This window comes from Pseudoalteromonas luteoviolacea, assembly GCF_018100925.1.
Taxonomy (GTDB): Bacteria; Pseudomonadota; Gammaproteobacteria; order Enterobacterales; family Alteromonadaceae; genus Pseudoalteromonas; species Pseudoalteromonas obscura.
Genome location: NZ_JAGJEH010000006.1, coordinates 352,785 through 370,528, shown reverse-complemented (window position 1 = coordinate 370,528; position 17,744 = coordinate 352,785). Strand labels below are relative to the sequence as shown.

Annotated in this window: 16 protein-coding genes and 1 pseudogene; 10 read left to right on the top strand and 7 right to left on the bottom strand. The window is 39.8% G+C overall.

The features are described 5' to 3' along the window. Window positions 1-81: 81 nt before the first annotated feature. The gene (locus tag J8M00_RS15240) at window positions 82-396 is read right to left on the bottom strand and encodes a hypothetical protein (protein WP_211011468.1); all 315 of its coding nucleotides are present in this window, start codon (window positions 394-396) and stop codon (window positions 82-84) included. A gap of 452 nt (window positions 397-848) precedes the next feature. On the opposite strand from J8M00_RS15240, the gene J8M00_RS15235 reads away from it, so the two are divergent. The 3 genes and pseudogenes from J8M00_RS15235 to J8M00_RS15225 all read left to right on the top strand — a co-directional run bounded on the left by J8M00_RS15235 (window position 849) and on the right by J8M00_RS15225 (window position 2,275). Next, window positions 849-1,118: a hypothetical protein gene (locus J8M00_RS15235; RefSeq protein WP_211011388.1), complete on the top strand. Its 270-nt coding sequence runs from the start codon at window positions 849-851 to the stop codon at window positions 1,116-1,118. Next, window positions 1,115-1,778, top strand: a pseudogene (locus tag J8M00_RS15230) (LysE family translocator). Before J8M00_RS15235 ends, J8M00_RS15230 begins: the two are co-directional and overlap by 4 nt. Continuing rightward, complete coding sequence (locus J8M00_RS15225) at window positions 1,775-2,275, top strand: GNAT family N-acetyltransferase (protein ID WP_211011386.1); 501 nt, start codon at window positions 1,775-1,777, stop codon at window positions 2,273-2,275. The pseudogene J8M00_RS15230 and the gene J8M00_RS15225 overlap by 4 nt, the downstream one beginning before the upstream one ends. Window positions 2,276-2,548: 273 nt before the next feature. Here J8M00_RS15225 and J8M00_RS15220 read toward each other — a convergent pair whose 3' ends face one another. Continuing rightward, complete coding sequence (locus J8M00_RS15220; RefSeq protein ID WP_211011385.1) at window positions 2,549-3,409, bottom strand: hypothetical protein; 861 nt, start codon at window positions 3,407-3,409, stop codon at window positions 2,549-2,551. Window positions 3,410-3,800: 391 nt separating this feature from the next. Between J8M00_RS15220 and J8M00_RS15215 the strand changes: the two genes are divergently transcribed. Both J8M00_RS15215 and ppiC read left to right on the top strand, forming a co-directional pair. After that, window positions 3,801-4,532 (top strand): AAA family ATPase, encoded by a 732-nt coding sequence (locus J8M00_RS15215; protein ID WP_211011384.1) that lies wholly within the window; start codon window positions 3,801-3,803, stop codon window positions 4,530-4,532. Window positions 4,533-4,751: 219 nt separating this feature from the next. Beyond that, window positions 4,752-5,030 carry a peptidylprolyl isomerase PpiC gene (ppiC, locus tag J8M00_RS15210; RefSeq protein WP_039612035.1) on the top strand — a complete coding sequence of 93 codons (279 nt, stop codon included), beginning with the start codon at window positions 4,752-4,754 and terminating at the stop codon, window positions 5,028-5,030. A 145-nt stretch (window positions 5,031-5,175) separates the two neighbouring features. Here ppiC and J8M00_RS15205 read toward each other — a convergent pair whose 3' ends face one another. Together J8M00_RS15205 and J8M00_RS15200 are read right to left on the bottom strand one after the other, a co-directional pair. Next, window positions 5,176-5,724, bottom strand: a complete 549-nt coding sequence (locus tag J8M00_RS15205; RefSeq protein WP_247687396.1) for a hypothetical protein — start codon at window positions 5,722-5,724, stop codon at window positions 5,176-5,178. A 368-nt stretch (window positions 5,725-6,092) separates the two neighbouring features. After that, a complete protein-coding gene (locus J8M00_RS15200; protein WP_211011383.1) occupies window positions 6,093-7,106 on the bottom strand; it encodes a phospholipase D family protein in 1,014 nt (337 codons plus the stop codon). 731 nt (window positions 7,107-7,837) lie between these two features. Here J8M00_RS15200 and J8M00_RS15195 point away from each other — a divergent pair. Both J8M00_RS15195 and J8M00_RS15190 read left to right on the top strand, forming a co-directional pair. Further along, entirely contained in the window at window positions 7,838-8,530 is a 693-nt protein-coding gene (locus J8M00_RS15195) for a hypothetical protein (RefSeq protein ID WP_211011382.1), read from the top strand. A 106-nt stretch (window positions 8,531-8,636) separates the two neighbouring features. Next, the gene (locus tag J8M00_RS15190) at window positions 8,637-9,353 is read left to right on the top strand and encodes a transposase (protein ID WP_211011381.1); all 717 of its coding nucleotides are present in this window, start codon (window positions 8,637-8,639) and stop codon (window positions 9,351-9,353) included. A 123-nt stretch (window positions 9,354-9,476) separates the two neighbouring features. On the opposite strand, the gene J8M00_RS15185 is transcribed toward J8M00_RS15190, so the two are convergent. The 3 genes from J8M00_RS15185 to speD all read right to left on the bottom strand — a co-directional run bounded on the left by J8M00_RS15185 (window position 9,477) and on the right by speD (window position 12,834). After that, window positions 9,477-11,270, bottom strand: a complete 1,794-nt coding sequence (locus tag J8M00_RS15185; protein ID WP_211011380.1) for an ABC transporter ATP-binding protein — start codon at window positions 11,268-11,270, stop codon at window positions 9,477-9,479. 146 nt (window positions 11,271-11,416) lie between these two features. Further along, the gene (gene speE, locus J8M00_RS15180) at window positions 11,417-12,376 is read right to left on the bottom strand and encodes a polyamine aminopropyltransferase (protein WP_211011379.1); all 960 of its coding nucleotides are present in this window, start codon (window positions 12,374-12,376) and stop codon (window positions 11,417-11,419) included. A 20-nt stretch (window positions 12,377-12,396) separates the two neighbouring features. Further along, entirely contained in the window at window positions 12,397-12,834 is a 438-nt protein-coding gene (gene speD, locus J8M00_RS15175) for an adenosylmethionine decarboxylase (RefSeq protein ID WP_211011378.1), read from the bottom strand. Window positions 12,835-13,393: 559 nt separating this feature from the next. Between speD and J8M00_RS15170 the strand changes: the two genes are divergently transcribed. The 3 genes from J8M00_RS15170 (at window position 13,394) to J8M00_RS15160 (ending at window position 17,720) form a co-directional block, all read left to right on the top strand. Then, a complete protein-coding gene (locus J8M00_RS15170; RefSeq protein ID WP_211011377.1) occupies window positions 13,394-13,780 on the top strand; it encodes a hypothetical protein in 387 nt (128 codons plus the stop codon). 425 nt (window positions 13,781-14,205) lie between these two features. After that, window positions 14,206-16,080 (top strand): S8 family serine peptidase, encoded by a 1,875-nt coding sequence (locus J8M00_RS15165; RefSeq protein ID WP_211011376.1) that lies wholly within the window; start codon window positions 14,206-14,208, stop codon window positions 16,078-16,080. Between the two features lie 212 nt (window positions 16,081-16,292). Further along, the gene (locus tag J8M00_RS15160) at window positions 16,293-17,720 is read left to right on the top strand and encodes a hypothetical protein (protein WP_211011375.1); all 1,428 of its coding nucleotides are present in this window, start codon (window positions 16,293-16,295) and stop codon (window positions 17,718-17,720) included. Window positions 17,721-17,744: the final 24 nt, after the last annotated feature.

The window sequence follows — 17,744 nt, the reverse complement described above, 5'->3', positions numbered from 1 at the left end:
GCCCAAATGAGGTCGTTCATCCCACATAGCATGAACGATCAACGACTCTGACCCCATTGTTTTTTTAAGCTCTGTTTTGCATTAATGCACGGTAATGGGCAAGTCATTAACCACCAATGATTGGCCATTCTTCTGGGCGCGCTGAAAGCTGGATATTAAAACGTCATTGGACAAGGTATTGATATCGTCGACCTCTTCAACCATGCAAAACGTGATGGAGTCCCAACCTAAATCTTGGATAAAGGTTTTAAGGTTGTTGATATTATCTTTGTAGTTCTTATCGGTCGTTAACAGGCCGATAGAGTGCTTGTTGCCGAGTTTGTATTTATTTTGATTTGTGGTCGAGCATTTTGCATAGCCGCTCAATACATATACGGTATTTGTGCTTTCATTCATGGTGGTGACATCACTCATTTGAATTTTTGTTCTTAGTGAATTTCTAATGCATTTTTTAAACCAAACTTTCTAAGTAGCATGAGATTGGCTATCTAAGCCGCGAAAACAGTGGATGAAAACTATTTTCTTTATGCCAGCAGAGGCCACTCTCAATCAAGGTGTCAATTTTTTGCAGATGGAGTATGAGGAGCAATTTGTTGGAGTATAGGAAATTAAAAGGGCCAATATCGCTTAAGCTTACTTAAAATCTTTTATTTCAATGAACACTGTAAATTCAACGTATGGTGTGTGTAAGTACTTACAATGATTTGGGCTCCCATTAATTTGTAGATATGAGAAAGGCTCTTGTTGTTTGAGTCAATCATTCATAGCCCACATACAAAAAAGCTTTTAATACATTTTACTTGTGGTACATTGTTACCATGGTAACAATGTTGAGGTGGATGGTTAAAATGGAAAAACGAAATAAACAAGAGAAATTGGAAAGGGTACAAACTGGTCTAAGAATGGAGAAGAGATTAGTTAAAGTTCTAAAGGCAACTGCTGAACTGTACGATATGAGTTTAGGTGAATTGATAGAGAGCATTGCATTGCATGCATTTGATGGAGCGCCAGCCTTCGAAGAAGACACCATAAAAAAAATATCAAAATTCAAAGAGATTTACGGGCTTGAATACGAACGTCATGATTCGCGTCTATTTCAAAAAAATAATGAGAAGTGAGCCTTTGTTATTTTCTTGGAGGTAGTGTGGATATCACAACGTGGATATTGTTTTGTATAGCTGAGCTTATCTTATGCATTTCTCCTGGACCGGCTGTATTTTATGTCGCTTCTCATGGAGTCAGTTCGGGATATAAAGCCAGTGTTTCAGCTGCGTTTGGAGTGGTTGGTGGAAGTGCGATATATATTTTTAATATCTGCAACGGGAATTAATACCGTACTTTCATCTTCAGATACTTTTTTCTTTTTTGTGAAATGGGCTGGTGCGGCATATTTACTATGGATAGGCATTAATCTATTCCTAGAAAAAAGCGCTCTCAATAAAGTTCAAGGTGCAATTTCAGTAAATGTTTACAAAGCGTTTAAAGGGGGGTTATTTATAGAGCTGTCAAACCCTAAAACACTCCTGTTTTTTGTTGCAATTTTGCCTCAATTTATAGATGAGTCAAAACCATTTTTATCTCAATTACTGATTTTAGGACTTACAAGCATTGTCATTGAATTATTGTGTTTGCTGCTATATGCCCAGTTAAGTAGCAAAGTAAATGAAAAGGTTACGAGTGAATCTGTGACGGCGATAATGAATAAATTAAGTGCAGTTATGCTGATTTCAATTGGTGTAAGTTTAACATTCATTGATCAACTAACAGGAGATGCATGAAAATTAATACGGTACAAACTGAGCGTCTTACTTTACGCCAGTGGCATGAAAAGGACTTTGAACACTACGCTATGTTTTATCAACATAATTTAGATGCAAAGTATGTAGGTGGTCGGAAAGATAGAGAAGGCGCTTGGCGTAATTTAACTATGTTGATTGGGCATTGGCAACTGAATGGTTTTGGATATTATGCTGTAGAAGAAAAATCTACTAAGAAATTTGTAGGGTGCGTGGGGCTATGGAAGTCGCCAGCTTGGCCTGAATTAGAGTTGGGGTATTGGTTGGTTTCTGAAGCTCGCGGCCAAGGTTATGCGCAAGAAGCTGGACGGCAGTGTATTGAGTTGGCGAGAAACAGCTTAAAAGCAAAAAGCTTAGTGAGTTATATCGATCCTAAAAACAGCGCATCCAAAAATGTTGCTCTAAGCCTTGGTGCACGATATGAAGAAACTATAACGCTACATACCCATGGACGACACTGTGTATTTCGTTATTTTTAACACAGCTAAGTCATAGGTAGTTAGATCAGGCATGGAAGTAAGTTATATTTAGCTTGAAGAGCATCTAGGGGGTTGTCCTGATGTGTGGATAGTCATTTATGAGCCACTATTCTCTTATTGTTACATTGAGGTGATCATAAACATATGACAAGTAGCAAAATAGTTCAGGGCAGCTTGGGTTTATTGATGGGAAAAAACAGTACCAAGATGTGTATCTTGGTTTGAAAAGAAGTAAGGAAAACCTCTAAAAATTGCTCAGTAAATTTTTGGCCGCTATTTTTTGTTACCAAGTTCTATCCACAGCTGTTTGTCATCAACCTGTGCAGACTTAGGTAGAAACGGATTATCTATGGTTAATATCGTTTTATTATCCCATTTACTAAGGGGAAACAAATGCTTAGTCGTAGGATGAGTTTGCATATATTTATCAAAGCTTCCATCTTTGATTGCCAGCATTAAACCCGACTTCAGGTCATTGATGAGCTGAGAGTTATCTTTATGGGTAAAAAAATACATTGGGAACCGATAGTGCAAAATAACATCATCAAAGACCATTAACTTAGGCATAATTTGTTGTCGGATTTTTACTTCAGAGAAGGCCTCATTGATCCCTCTGGGAAAGGCTTTACATCTATCTGCATAGACTTGCTTAAACATATTTTCATATACAACGTTGGTGATCACGCTCAGGCCTGCGGCTAGCATGATGTCTGTATCGGGCCAGTGCTGTCCCTGACACAAAGTCGTATTTTTTAGCGATTTTAAAGATTTGATCTGAGAAAAAAGCTGTTCATTATCTTGATGAATAGTAAAAACGCGATACCCGAGTAGCCCTTTAATCAGTGGGATACGCACCACCCCCAACTCAGACTCTCTTTGCTGGTTGGTACCTGCCCAGTATAAGTCAATTAAACGATTAGACTGCAGTTCAAAGAGCGCTCTGTCCTGCACCATATAAGGTGAAAATTGAATTCTAATTGGCTTGTTTAGTTTATCGAAAGCCAGCTCTATGAGTCCTACATAGTAATTGTGAGTACTATCATACTCTGACTGACTGCCTCGCACGCGAATTGTCTCTGTCGCAATAGACGCCTGGCTTACTAGCAATAACCAAATGAGTATGAACTTGTACATTGGTCTCTCATCATTGTTGCCCAATACTACTAGCGTAGTGCATCTTTGGAAATTGCGTCGTGTTCATCTGATTATGTACTTTGTTACTCGCTGGCACCTTGTCTTGTAAGGTTCAAGAATCAAAAGGGTCAGAGTCGTTGATCCCATTCAAAAAAACACTTGGCTCGAGACAGTGATTCAATATCCGAAGCTTGAGCTGCGTTACAACCCTGAACGAGGTCAATAAGTGTAAACCTTAAATTTATCAATGACTCTGACCCCATTGATATTGGGCAGCTTGTGGGTCGATTCAGAAGGTGATAGCGTAGCCGATTTATTTTTTAGAGTGTTTGTTCGAAATTACTTGTTTTGGCGAACATTGATACTAACAATACACAGCGGCACAGAAAGCATGAGTTTTACAGATAGGCCTTACCTCAGAGAAATTCAGTTAAAGCGTGACAATATTGACAGCTTCGAGGTTTATCCTTTTAATATTCCAGCGATTAGAGAGCTAGACTACATAGAGTTCCATGCCGATGTTACCTTTTTTGTAGGGGAGAATGGGGCGGGCAAGTCTACACTCATCGAGGCGATTGCGGTGGCTATGGGATTTAACGCTGAAGGTGGCACTAAACAGTCAACATTTACTACCAATAAAACCCATTCTTCACTTTATGAGTACCTTAAGCCAATTAAGAGTTTTAAACACCCAAGAGATGGGTACTTTCTTCGAGCTGAGAGCTTTTACAACCTTGCGACGCTTATGGATGAAGTGGGATATCTGAGTAGCTATGGTGGAAAATCTCTACACCAGCAATCACACGGAGAGTCCTTTATGGCGACTTTGGTAAACAAGTTACGAGGTGATGGTTTATACATTATGGATGAGCCCGAGGCTGCCCTATCACCTGCACGTCAGATGGCGGCAGTGTCAGCTATCCACCAATTAGTTGAAGAAAACTCTCAATTTATTATAGCGACCCACTCGCCAATTTTGTTGGCATACCCTAGGGCAAAAATTTATCAGTTTTCACAGACAGGTATAAGTGAAGTCAAATACGAAGACACTGAACACTACACAATTACAAAGGATTTTTTGAATCATCATGAGCAGATGATGAAAGTTCTGATGGAAGAGTAAACTAATCTAAGGGAGTTGTGAGGGCGGAGTCAAATGTATTTGCAGCTGAGTTTTAGGGCAGGCCTTTTTATCTTCTGCTGCATTAGCGACTAAATTATAACTTGGTCTTTATTCCATTCACTTGGATTGAGTACTTTGGCGCTCATCTTTGACAACGTATTGGTGTATTATTGTGTTTAATTAATAGTGCAATAATTTACACAGTGAGCATAGAGTCATATGGCCAGTACAGCGCATGCGTTACACATCTTGGTAAAGCATAAAGAGCAAGCGGAAGATATTCTCAAACAGCTAAAAAAAGGAGCAAAGTTTCAAACTTTAGCGAAGAAGCATTCAACCTGCCCATCAGGTAAAAAAGGCGGTGATTTAGGTGAGTTTAGACGCGGCACCATGGTTCCTCAGTTTGATAAAGTTTGTTTCTCTTGTGAAGTGCTAACTCCGCAGTTGGTCAAAACTAAATTTGGTTGGCATATCATTAAAGTGCTGTATCGCACTTAAATAATGCTCAAAAGGCTTAAGGTTTGATTTAAAATGATAACGGAGTGGCCTTATCACATAATACTCGCTGTAGGTGTTATACAAAAAGCACGTAGCTTCGTTGATTGTAATCAACGAAGCTAGCATCCAATGCTGTCAAATACCTTTATTCAGCTGCGGTTTTTGGCGTCTTTAATCGAAGGATGAGTGGTTTGATACAGAAATGTGCAAAAACAGATACCACTACAAATATCACCACGCCAACAAATGGGATCATAGGGCCTGTAAAATATGCTCCACCTAACACGTAACCGACAATCGCTTCAATTCTGTATAACGGCACAAAGAGCGAAATAAATGTGATGGCCATTAATATAGACAGTGCAGCTGTTGAATAACCTAGGCTAAAAATAGTCGACTGAGCAATGCTAATAAGTAACATGGCTAAAAAGCTTATGTAAGCCGCTTTATGATAATCGGCTCGGGCCTGTTTATCTGTTAGATGCTGACTTCTTTTTTCAATACTGTAAGCGGTGATCCATACTAAAAATGGTAAAATCACAAGACCCCACCAATTTGACAGACCTGGCATATCCTCTCGAGCTAAAAAGTGATGGGTGACGACACCGCCATTTAAGCTTTCCCATATCAAAAGGGCTATTTGACACGCAATGGCTGTTGCCATTAGGTAGTTTCTTATTGTTTTTATTTCCATAACACAGTTCCTTATCTCATTCAGTAAGAGCATAGTCATATTTAGCAATAAGCGCACCAAATAAAAAGTCATTATATTTCAGTGTTTTGGTGTTCAGTGAAACTCGGGCGTTGTTCTCAGCTACTAATTTTTAGTGATTTTAATGAATAAGTGGTGTGAATTAGCATGGTCATAATCAATGGGGTCAGAGTCGTTGATTCATGAAATAGAAAGCGATTCACTCGCACAATTGACATCTAGGTAAACACATGGGCTTTGTACTTCGTAAAAAGAGTTAGAGACCTCTTTTTTTACCTTGTACAAAAGTAGTTTTACACGGTCAGGTTCTTCGAATTTGTGTGCACTGTTTTATTTCGGGAACACGATGATTACTTTTGTAAGCTATGCTCAAAGTGAACCATAACTTTGTCTCTCAAACTGCCGTATTTATCAGCGCTGATATCAAGAAATGTAGGCTGAACGGCTTGATCTGGTATGTCTATTTCGAATCTATCATCTTTAGGCGTTAGCCATCTGACAGGTATTTTCCATTCATTTGTTGATGTAGACTTTTTAAGTGCTTGTTCGGGCGGAACTTTGTTGGCCCTTTCTAGGGCTTCTCCTATTGCTATGACTCCGGTTTTTTTGGCGTAAAGAAAAATAATATCGCCAGGTACCACTCTTTTCATGTGGTCTACATATCTATAGCTCTCCCATGCAATCACATGCTCACTGGCAAGCATTAATTCCTCATCAAAATAACTGCCATCATTATTTCGAGCGCTGTACTTTCGGTTACTATTACAAATAAAAAAGTTAGATTTTTTATACTTTTGATGTACAAAATTTATTTTTCTATAATTGATTTCCAATAGATTGTAGTCGTTTTTGATTTTCTTTATTTCTAGCGCTGTTTTCAGATGTTTATTTTGGAAGTTAATCAAGTCTTCAAGCATGTCACCTGTCAGTGGCGTGGCTGTACTCCATAAACTCGCGTACCACTTAACTAATTCAGAAACTTGAGGGGAGTCACTACTTACACCTATTTCGATATTGTTTTCCATTGCGTTGCGAGTGAAGTTTGCGGAAGTAATAACAAACGTATTATGGTCAAATATATACACTTTAGGGTGAAAGTGGTTATTGTCTGGGTCCAATAATCGAATTTCAATACCTTGTTTAAATAACAAAGAAATAGCGTCCAGACTTACTGAGCCACTTAAAATATCATTTGCGGATATTGAAGTGAGGAGTCGAACTTTTACATCTCCTTTTTGTTTAAGTAGTGCTGTCTCAGTTAAGTATGCTGTTGCAATATCAATACTTTTTTTAGAACTAGAAATAAGGCTCTGCAGTTTTTGCTTATGTTTTCTCTCAGTGCCATCTTCAATTAAAATATCCATAGCCTCTTTCTAGTTCCTTGTTTTGTAATTGCTTTATGGCAATGTATCAAAGTTGAAATATAAAGTAACGTTCAATCAAAGAGGAAAGTAAAAAGTCTATGTCTGTTGTCACTCAAGAGTTTGTTGGCGTGATAAAAGGGCTAGGGCTAAATAATCAATGGCTCTGACCCCATTGATTTGACAGATCTATTCACCATCAATCCTTCAGCTTTTTTTGCGGCTTCTATGTGATAGCACAGGATCTGTCTCTGTGCTGTAAGAGCATCACTGTTTAAGTCTAAAAGTATTAACTGCTGCGCAGGAGTTGAGGATATTGCAGATACAATAATAGGTAGGGCTGTGTTTAAACTTGGTTTGAACCTTCGCTCTGAGCAGCTAAAGGTTGGTTTTTAAGTTTTAGGAACACTTCGTTTAATGTACTGCCTATTGCACCCTTATTATGCAAATTATGCTGAACAACTACGAATGCTGTAGTGTTTTCTAAAGTCGACTTTGATGCACTTATTTTTAGTTTATTCATAATGTAAATTGATTGCTTATCATATAAGGTTGTGTGGCACTTAAAGGGGGGTAGAAATTTTTAAACGATGTTATTGTGTAAAAATAATCGCATTACTTATACACGAACGGTTTTCTTCTTGTGAGTATGCTACTTTTCAGTTATTTTCTTACACTAATATTTTGTAGATTCAGCTAATTATTCATACATGGCTTTCAAGGATTGGAGCACAATGATGGAAATTAATCGAAAAAACATCGTTAATAGTCAGCAAGCGCCTACCCGAGGTGCACAGTCTTCACTGAAACAACAATTGAAAGAATCACAGTTACAACCTGAGGTACCTTTAACTTCGGCAAAAGTGACTTTGCAAACACATGTTGGTGTGAGTAAAGAGGATATTAAAACGGCCGAAGACGAGGCAAAAAGAGTTACCCTTGCATATGTTGACGCAATGGAAAAGGTGCAAAAAGCATTGAAAACAAGCCTGAGTGAATTCGAGAGGTTTAAAACAGTGCAAACAGACAAAAATCCCAATTTGGATTTGCGTGATTTGGATTTGTATCAAGACAAAAAAGGAAATTTAAAACTGAGCAGTGGCAAGCTTTCTGCTGCTCAGGTAAATAACTTAGAAACAGTTTTGTCGGGTAACAAGAAATTGAAAGACGCATTTACTCAACTGCACAGCGGAATTGTTGAGGGCTTAAAGCTTAGAAATTCATACCAGTATGCAGATTTGAATGCATCATCTTTAAATGGGTCAATTAGGTTAAATGAACTGACTGAACAGTACGGTAAACAATTCCACCCTGAAGGTTTTGGACAAGAATATAAAACACTCTCTGAGCGCTTAGATGTTGATGTTGGGTTATTTGGCCACTTTTTGTCTGAAGCAATGAACCCGACAATTCGCACGTTTGCATAGATGACGTTTAAAATCACAGGGATCAGAGAACACTGATCTTTTTATAAATTTTGAATAAAAGTAATGCATTTGCAATAGCCACAAAAGCTAAAGGATTAGTGATAATATGGCGAGACTACCACGATTGAACCTACCTCATATACCGCAGCATGTTGTTCAGCGAGGCAACAACCGACAAGCGACTTTTTTTGATACAAAAGACTATGCGGTTTATTTAGACAAGCTGAAACACTACGCTAAAGAGTATGGAGTGAAAATTCATGCTTATGTTTTGATGACGAATCATGTTCACTTGCTGCTGACTCAAACAACGGCGAATGGTACGAGCAAGCTAATGCAGTCTTTAGGGCGCTACTATGTTCGATATTTTAATACTACTTACCAGAGAACGGGTACTCTATGGGAAGGGCGTTATAAGTCGACGTTAGTGGATACTGAGCGGTACTTTTTGCTTGTGAGTCGCTATATTGAATTGAACCCAATTAGGGCCGGTATTGTGTCGGACCCGGCGAAGTATATCTGGTCAAGTTATCACCACAATGCATTGGGCAAACGTATTTGCTTACTGACAGAGCATGATGTGTATTTAGCTCTGGGTTTATCTTCTCATAAAAGGCAAGCAAACTACCGAGCTTTGTTTGCTCGAGAGATCCCAGCAGCAATGCTCACAGAAATTCACACAGCGACAAACAAAATGTGGGTGCTAGGCAGTAAGCAGTTTAAACAACAGATTGAAACGTTATCGGGTAGACGATCGACTCCTATGCCTCGCGGAGGTGATAGGAGGTCAGAAAGTTACAAAAAGCAAAAAGACGACCATTGACTCTGACCCCATTGATTGAAACGTTATCGGGTAGACGATCGACCCCTATGCCTCGCGGAGGTGATAGGAGGTCAGAAAGTTACAAAAAGCAAAAAGACGACCATTGACTCTGACCCCATTGATTTAGTCTACCATGTTGATGATATCAGCTGGTTTTGTGTCTCTGATGATTTTACCGTCCTTGATTTCAATAATGCGATCCATCATGGTGAGGACATCATAAGAGTGGGCGATTGAAATGACGGTTTTCCCCTTCATGAGCACTTTGAGGGTTTCGATAAACTCAGCTTTTAAAGCCGGATCAAGCGCACTGGTTGCTTCATCGAGAAGGAGTATTTTTTTATTTCTCAATATTGCCCTGGCAAATGCCAAACGTTGACGTTGGCCGCCAGATAGTTGCCCACCATTTTCCCCGATAAAAGCAGCCAAGCCCCGACGGCCTCGCGCATCTTGATAGCTGTCTACAAAATTGAGGGCGTTGGCCATTTCCAGTGCATGCCTTACCGATGCCTTGCTAACGTTATTCAAGCCAAAAGCGACGTTTTCAAAAATACTCTGATTAAAAAGGCCAATATCTTGATTTAAAAAACTTATTTCACTACAGATGCTCTCGGTTGAATAGTCTTCGATATTTTTACCATCAATATAAATGGCTCCTTGTTCAATTTCATCAATACCAGAGAGCATATTGAGTAGTGAAGACTTACCAGAACCTGAAGGGCCGATGATCCCGACTTTTTCTCCAGCTTTTATTTTTAAAGAGAAGTCAGTGAATAATGGTGCTTTGTTTTCATAGGCAAACTCAACATTTTTAAACGTGATTTTGCCTCTTGCTGCATTGAAGTTTCCCTCCTCTTCGACGAGCTCTACTTCTTCAAGAAACTCATTGATCAGCTCTCTGCCGACGGTCACTTGACCCCAAGAAACAAAAAAGGCGTCAAATTCATCTTGGCACCATTCGGATAGGGATATAACCCGATAGACTAACGCCAGAACCATGGAAAACTCGCCGATTGAGAGCGCGCTTTCCATCCATAGCTTTAAGCACAAACCTCCTGTCCCAACAAGTAATAAACCGTTGAGTAAACCAATCACCGAGGCAAAACTTGAAAACACTCGGTATTCCTTAGCGACGACTCTGCGATGTCGAGAGGCCCATCTTTCAGCAAATTTTTGTTCGTATTCTTTATTAGATAACATTTTCACAGTTCGAATACGCGCGAAACGTTCAGTGAATTTACCGGTAATCTCGGCGCAACTCTCTGCTTCTAGGCGATTAGTGGTTTTGGCTTTGGGGATCCATTGCCCTATCAGCAATGCTAAGAACAGGCCTATCCAAATAAGGAATGGGACGGTGAGCCATCCATCAATATTGCCCACATAAAAAAGTAATGCGCCAATAAATGCCAAGATAAAGCCCGCGAAACCACAAAACTGTAAAACCACATCAATGATGGCTTCGGACGTATCGACAATCACAATGGCTGTAGCCCCCGGATCGTCCTCTTCGTGGTAGCTCGCCGGTGTGCCAATTAATGTACGGTATAGCTTAATGATGGTATTTTTTTGTAAGTTTGGACCGAGTAATTGATGAAAAACAAGATTCTTAATCAGGGTAATAGTCGGAATAACAACGGCAATCGCAATAGCAATGAAGATTAAATCATGCCCTTTGCCGTTGAGTTGTGATTGATTGCCTACATTATCCAACCAATCGACTAACGAGCCTAAAAAATCATAGGTCACAATTTGTAAAATCCCGCCGAATAAGGCAATCACGAATGCGATAGCTATCCAACTGGAAAACTCTTTTGAGCACTGCTGAATAAATAAAAGATTGTGTTTAGCTTGGTATAACTGACTGTCAAAAGAGTCTTTTTGGCCTATTTTTTCAAATCGTTTATATAATGATTTCATCGCTTTATGTTGTATCTATATGTATCAAACAGAGTTCAAGTAAGTGAATTGCGCTTGGATCTAATAAGCCACTGACACGGTACCAACCTCCATATCAGTGACTTTTTTAAATATGCTTATGCCCAAATGGCATATTGAATACGCGACTATTTATCGTAGCTGTTATTTGATGTTTCTGGCGTGTAATCGTCCCAATCACCGGCTTCAGGCATCGACAGAGTGTCCACGTTTTCGCATTTCACAGCTTGATCTACATGTTCTCGCATGTCTTTTGACAAGAAAAAAGCACCAAAGTGTGCCTCAGGTGAGTAGTATTTAGTTTGAATATCCGCTGTAGTAACACGCGATTCTAGCGTTTCTAATGGCAGCGTATTAATGCTGCCATTTCGAGTAGCCCAAATAAATGCGTGGGAGCCACCAAAATAGTCATAGCAGCCGCCCATGTATATGCCAGCAGGGTTGTTAAATGCTTGAGTTAAACGCGACACCATGGACTGCATCATGTAAGGTTCGAAATAAGGCGTACCACCTTGTGCAACTAAAATACCTTCAGCCTTTAACGCGGTTAAGCAATTAGCAAAAAATGACTGAGTGAATAATGTTTCTGATGCACCGCCGTCCGGATCGGCGGCATCTAGAATGATCAGATCAAAACAATCGTTGTATTGGGAGATAATGTCAGCACCATCGCCAATGCGCAGCTCGAATCTTGGATCATCAAAGGCGCCATTGTTTATTTCGGGTAAAAATTTACGGCTCAATTGGATAATTTGCTCATCAATATCCACCATGACTACTTTTTCAACACTGCGGTGTTTTAGTACTTCACGTGCACTGCCACCGTCACCACCTCCGACAATGAGCACGTTTTTAACATGGTTATGAAAAATAATAGGCACGTGAGCCATCATTTCGTGATAGATGTGTTCGCCTTTTGTCGTCACCTGAATGCCATCGTCGATGCGCATTACTTTACCAAGGTGGCGGGTCTCAAAAATACTGACGTCTTGAAATTCTGTTTCCACACTTACCAAATCTTTTTCTGAACGAAGTGCAATGTGAATACCACTTGTCATTTGCTCATAATGCCAATTAATTTTAGTCATGTGCTGAATACTCCGTTTTATTATGCGGTTATTGAGGTTGCTTGTAATTTGTTGTGCAAAAGTGGTTGGAACTCCCCCAAGCGGCTGATGGAGCCGCCTCTAGTGAGGTCATTGATTACCATTTTACCCGGTTGAAAATACTGCTCTATCACGGGCAGGCACAGCTGGGGTTGTGCATCACCACACATAAAAATGTCCATGGCTGCAAAGTTGTACTCCGGCCATGTGTGAATAGAAATATGACTCTCAGCCAAAATAATCATGCCAGATACACCACCGTTCATTTCAAATGGATGCACATGGGTTTTCAGGATCGTGGCGTTTGCAGCGTTGGCGCAGTCAATCATCATGTCCTCGATGTTTTGCTCGCCCATTAAATTTGAGGCGTCGAATATATCGACAATAATGTGTTGACCCAAAGGGTGAACTAGCTGTGGATCTGCTGAGGTTATATTCATTTTTTTACTCAATGTGCTGTTTTAGATACGCTCTGGGGGTACCGCCCTTTTCAATACTTTTATAGTGAAGTGGGGCAACACGTAACAACCAGATATTTAGATACTGGGCAAGCCATTAAAATAAATCTTTTCTGACCACAGGTATTCCAGCATTGAAATGTGCAATGATTGTGGACAAGTGCAAAGTGTAGAAAAATGCTCTTTTGGACGGTAAGAGACATTCTTTTTATCTTATTTAGTATGTAAGACTAAAAATGGTGATTATTAAAGTTCGAGAGCGTGTTTTAATTTTGTTGTTATTTATATTAATTAACTTAATTTCAATAGTTTCCCTTTTGTTTTGTAAGTTGTTGTATTTTAGGTTGTGTTTAATTTTATTTTTGTAGGATTGTTTAGTTAATTTATTTATTGTTTTTTTTGGTTTTTTATTTTTCTTTTTTATGGTTGTATTTAAAGTTTAACGTTGTTATGTTCCTTAAGTAGGGGCGTTTGGTTTTTTTATTCCCCTTAATTTTAAGGGGTTAGCAACTTAAATATATGTATAAAGGAATAATATACAATGAAAGTAATAACTAAATTTTTAGGCGCATCTGTTTTAGCATTAGGCATGTCTGCAAACCTTGCATCTGCTGCTGAGGTTACAATTTCTGAGCAAAATTATGGCTCTGTCACTATTGATACCGCTGAAATTGTAGTCAATCACAGTCAGTCAGGCACTTTTTCTATGAATGTGAGTGCAAATCATTTATCCGTCACTGCAACAGATAGCAATGGTCGTCAATTCAGATGTTTCATGAGTAATGTTGTAACCTATGACGAGCCGGATACACTTGAAAAAGTGGTAAATATTGCTTCAGCTATTTCAGAGGGTGATAGAGTAAAAATTGAAATGCAAAGAGGGGTGTTACCTCAAAAGTGCTTTGTTACTAAAGTCTTAGATTTTTAATCTCTGATTATCAATGGGGTCAGAGTCGTTGATCCCATTTTTAATATACAGTGACGACCTGTTCATATGAACCCTCAAAGGAATCTATCGCGGGTACTACTTATTAGCCTGAGCCATTGTGAATTTCGGTGAAGATGACCATACAACTCAATTACGTCGCGTTTCTTATAGTCAATTAAACTGTCTTATTTCAATCCCATTTTTCTATTCTCAGTCGTTTTAAACCTTGGTTAAACGATGACCTAGCTGTTATTCCCTCTCAACTTTCAATGATTATCAACTTTTCTTCAAACTGACTTTTTAGCGAGCTACAGGCCGTGTAGAGCACGATCTTGTTAAAATTAAGAGAATAAAGTGTGTATTTTTATTGACAAGTCAAAAGTCGGAATGCTAGAAATAAATTGAACCCATAAAAGGAACTTGTTATGAAAATAAAAAAACAATATCTTGCAGGTCTGGTTTCTGCGCTACTTTCAGTCAATGTATCGGCGACAACAGATCGGGATTATGAGCACCGCTGGCTTGATCCAAATGGTGATCCCATGTTGGCACTGCAGTGGAATCTGCTTAATTCAGGTGCCATAAGCAATACGCAGTCGGGTATCGATTTGAATTTGTGGCAAACGCATATTTGGGGTCATAAAGGTCAAGACGTGCTTGTCGCTGTGATTGATTCTGGCGTTGATTTGGGTCATGCGGATCTGGCAGCCAATGTCATTGATGATCCAAAAATAGATGCACGGCCGCCATTTCGTGGCGATCATGGCACCATGGTCGCGGGGATTATTGCAGCTGCTCAAAACAATATAGGTGTTCGGGGTGTTGCACCACTTGCGCAAATTGCCGCATTTACCAATTATGGTGGAACATTTGACAGCCATGAGCAGTGGAGAGTAAGTCACGGCTTTGATGGTAATCAATTTGAAAACACAACGGCTGATAGAATTCGTGTATTCAATAAAAGTTATGGCATGAGCCCATCCGTTAGCTTGCCGTATACCTTCTCTAAAACAGTCAAAGATGCTCAAGGTAATGATGTGCTGCTCTTTAGTCAGCCAGAGCAGGAAAAAGTCTACGAGACAGTGACTTTGTCGACTAAAGAAGATCCTCGCACAGCTGTTTATGTGCAGGCTGCTGGTAACTCTTATCTTAATTCTCGCATTCATTATTTCACAGAGCAGGGTCTGTCGTTCTATGGTTATAGCTTTCCTGTCGGAGATAATCATGGTTTGCCTTGGACCAATGGCAACTCACTCTATACGCCAGCTAACTTTTGGAACCTCGCGGTGAGCGCGCTAAGTGCAGATGGCGTGCTATCTAGTTATTCAACAGTGGGTAGTAACGTATTCCTGACCGCGCCTGGCGGGTTAGACAGAGGAACACCCGGACATGCCACTACCCGTATTTCATGTGATTGGATCATTGAGCATGTTGATGCAAGTTTTGACTGCTCTCAATATGATGACTTTACAGTAAGAATGAATGGTACGTCATCTGCTGCGCCAAACACATCGGGTGCGATTGCGCTGTTGCTATCAGCGGCAGAGCAGCAAAATCATGACCTTACTCCGCGTGATATTCGTCACTTGTTAGCGCGCACTGCAACCAAGGTGGATCCAACCCGAGCAGATATTCAAGTCAATGGCATCACTGGCCTCGAGGGCTGGTCAACCAATGCGGCGGGGCATACTTTTTCTCCTTACTATGGATTTGGTTTATTGGATGTGGATAAAGCGACAGAGTTAGTGCGTCGCTATGCCATTGAAGACTTGCCATCAGAATTGGTTAAAACCCCTTGGTATGGTTTGGGTAGTAAGGTAAATGCGACGATCCACGATGATGCATCGCGTACTACAACTGCGTCAATTCAAGTTGATGATGACTTGTTTATTGAAGGTGTTCAGATCCGCCTAAATGCCAAACATACTCGTATTTCTGATATAAAAGTGGAACTAGAGTCACCAAGTGGTACACGTAGTATTGTTATGTCACCATTTAATAATTTAATTGGTCAGCACCTCAATTTACCAGAGCAGTCCCCTGGTAGTGCCGATGGTTATAACGATCATTTGATGCTGAGCTATAAATTCTGGGACGAAAAGGCGAATGCAGGTACAGGGGAGTGGAAAATCCACATTACTGATATGAGCAATGAGCCTATGTCCTTTGGGACGTTTGATTTTGTTGCGGGCCAACAAGTACAGTCTGTCGAGAATAATGTAAAGCCTGGCACTTTAGACAGCTGGTCAATTCGAATCTTGGGACATAAAAATAAAGTGACCAAGAAAAAGGCGCTTTAACTTGCTTTAACCTGCTAGCTAAGCCGTGAGTTTAGCTAGCGATTCACACTTGTGGGGGCTGAGTTACGGCGCCCATTTTTACGTTCATTGTTCGTAAACTTTTGTAAATTCTTAAGCTTAGCGTTTTACATTGCTGGCATTTCATCACATTAATAAGACATCTACTTTGTTGCAGTTATGTCCACCTCTTTGTGAAATAAAAGGAGCGTCACGTGTATTTACGGTTTAGTCTAATTGTCTTAATGGTTTGGTTTGCGCAACCAGTCTGTGCTAAAAGCGCTGAAATAGTGATCAATGAAATAAAGACGAAGTACAAAAACACACTTTCAATTGATGCGTTTTCTTTACGGTATCACTTCTTGAATAATGTTTATAGAAGTCAAAACTATTGGGATATGCAAACACCCAACCGGCATATGTCTATTAGATCAATCGATGTCGATATGGTCAATAAACATTTTTATGACAATGATATTTTGTACTTTGCTGGAGGCAGACTATATGACAGAGTGCAGTTTCAAAATGACACGCATAGCTACTTTTACGAAAAAAATGCGTCAACCATAGGGAAAGGAGTGCTCTCAAGGGGCATGGACAATTTCGATCGTGCCTTACCTTATACACTGAGCAATGTAGACTTTTTGGCTATCAGACCACTGTTGCGTGAAAGCGACATAAAGAAGCACATAAAAGTAACTTATGACAATGAAACCAACACGTTTTTGATCGCACATCAAGACGCCAGTCAAAAGACGGTTAAATATATATTTGATGCCACAACACTGCGCTTGAAATCTCTTGTTCAAGGAGCGGGAGGCGGTCGCTTTGAATATAATAATGTGCAAACTATCAATGGCTTTACGTTAGCGACTGAAGTAAATAAATACTACACAGGTGACTCTTCACCGACCTATATTAGCTTTAACGCGGATTTTTATGCGATAGATAAAATCGACTCCGATAAACTCAAGCTGCCTGCGGGGTATGGGCCTGTCATTAAAGCCGGGGATGGGGTGAGGCAAGCGACGAAAATTGCTGAGAATTTGTATGTTGTAACTGATTCTTCAGCGCGGCATAACAGTGTGTTTCAAGTGAATGGAGATGAGATCACCCTATTTGGTGCAAGTCCAAGTGAACGTGTTGCCAAGCAGACTCTGAGTTTAATCGAGCAGCAATTTCCCACCAAGCGTATCACTTCTGCTTTTATTACTCATCCTCACTTAGGCCAAATTAGAGGATTGAAAGTACTGGTTGAGCAGGGGATCGAGATATTAGCAGATGCATATAGTATTTCTGCTATCAAAGCATATGGCCCATTTGCGCAGCATATTGACCATTTTAAGTTTAAACAAATAGAGCATGAACAGGTCATTCAAGGAGCGCAATTTTATATTTTGGAGAATATGTCAGCAAAGCGTCAGGGCTTTGTATATTTCAAAGATGCGCAGATTATTTTCCAATCAGGTTTTATGCACATCCCATTTGATAATACGATTGCTACAGTCATTCCCAATTATACCCGTGCATTCATTCATTTTATTCGCGAAAATGACCTTGTTTTCAAACGTATTGTCGGGAACTTTAACAATAATAATATCTCAGTAGAAGTCGTAGATAAAACTTATGAAGCGAAGATGTAAGTGAGCCGAATAAAGTTTACACCT

Excerpts from the sequence above, each read along its gene's own strand:
- J8M00_RS15240 (WP_211011468.1), bottom strand. The coding sequence starts at position 396 with ATGAATGAAAGCACAAATACCGTATATGTATTGAGCGGCTATGCAAAA.
- J8M00_RS15235 (WP_211011388.1), top strand. The coding sequence starts at position 849 with ATGGAAAAACGAAATAAACAAGAGAAATTGGAAAGGGTACAAACTGGT.
- J8M00_RS15225 (WP_211011386.1), top strand. The coding sequence starts at position 1,775 with ATGAAAATTAATACGGTACAAACTGAGCGTCTTACTTTACGCCAGTGG.
- J8M00_RS15220 (WP_211011385.1), bottom strand. The coding sequence starts at position 3,409 with ATGTACAAGTTCATACTCATTTGGTTATTGCTAGTAAGCCAGGCGTCT.
- J8M00_RS15215 (WP_211011384.1), top strand. The coding sequence starts at position 3,801 with ATGAGTTTTACAGATAGGCCTTACCTCAGAGAAATTCAGTTAAAGCGT.
- ppiC (WP_039612035.1), top strand. The coding sequence starts at position 4,752 with ATGGCCAGTACAGCGCATGCGTTACACATCTTGGTAAAGCATAAAGAG.
- J8M00_RS15205 (WP_247687396.1), bottom strand. The coding sequence starts at position 5,724 with ATGGAAATAAAAACAATAAGAAACTACCTAATGGCAACAGCCATTGCG.
- J8M00_RS15200 (WP_211011383.1), bottom strand. The coding sequence starts at position 7,106 with ATGGATATTTTAATTGAAGATGGCACTGAGAGAAAACATAAGCAAAAA.
- J8M00_RS15195 (WP_211011382.1), top strand. The coding sequence starts at position 7,838 with ATGATGGAAATTAATCGAAAAAACATCGTTAATAGTCAGCAAGCGCCT.
- J8M00_RS15190 (WP_211011381.1), top strand. The coding sequence starts at position 8,637 with ATGGCGAGACTACCACGATTGAACCTACCTCATATACCGCAGCATGTT.
- J8M00_RS15185 (WP_211011380.1), bottom strand. The coding sequence starts at position 11,270 with ATGAAATCATTATATAAACGATTTGAAAAAATAGGCCAAAAAGACTCT.
- speE (WP_211011379.1), bottom strand. The coding sequence starts at position 12,376 with ATGACTAAAATTAATTGGCATTATGAGCAAATGACAAGTGGTATTCAC.
- speD (WP_211011378.1), bottom strand. The coding sequence starts at position 12,834 with ATGAATATAACCTCAGCAGATCCACAGCTAGTTCACCCTTTGGGTCAA.
- J8M00_RS15170 (WP_211011377.1), top strand. The coding sequence starts at position 13,394 with ATGAAAGTAATAACTAAATTTTTAGGCGCATCTGTTTTAGCATTAGGC.
- J8M00_RS15165 (WP_211011376.1), top strand. The coding sequence starts at position 14,206 with ATGAAAATAAAAAAACAATATCTTGCAGGTCTGGTTTCTGCGCTACTT.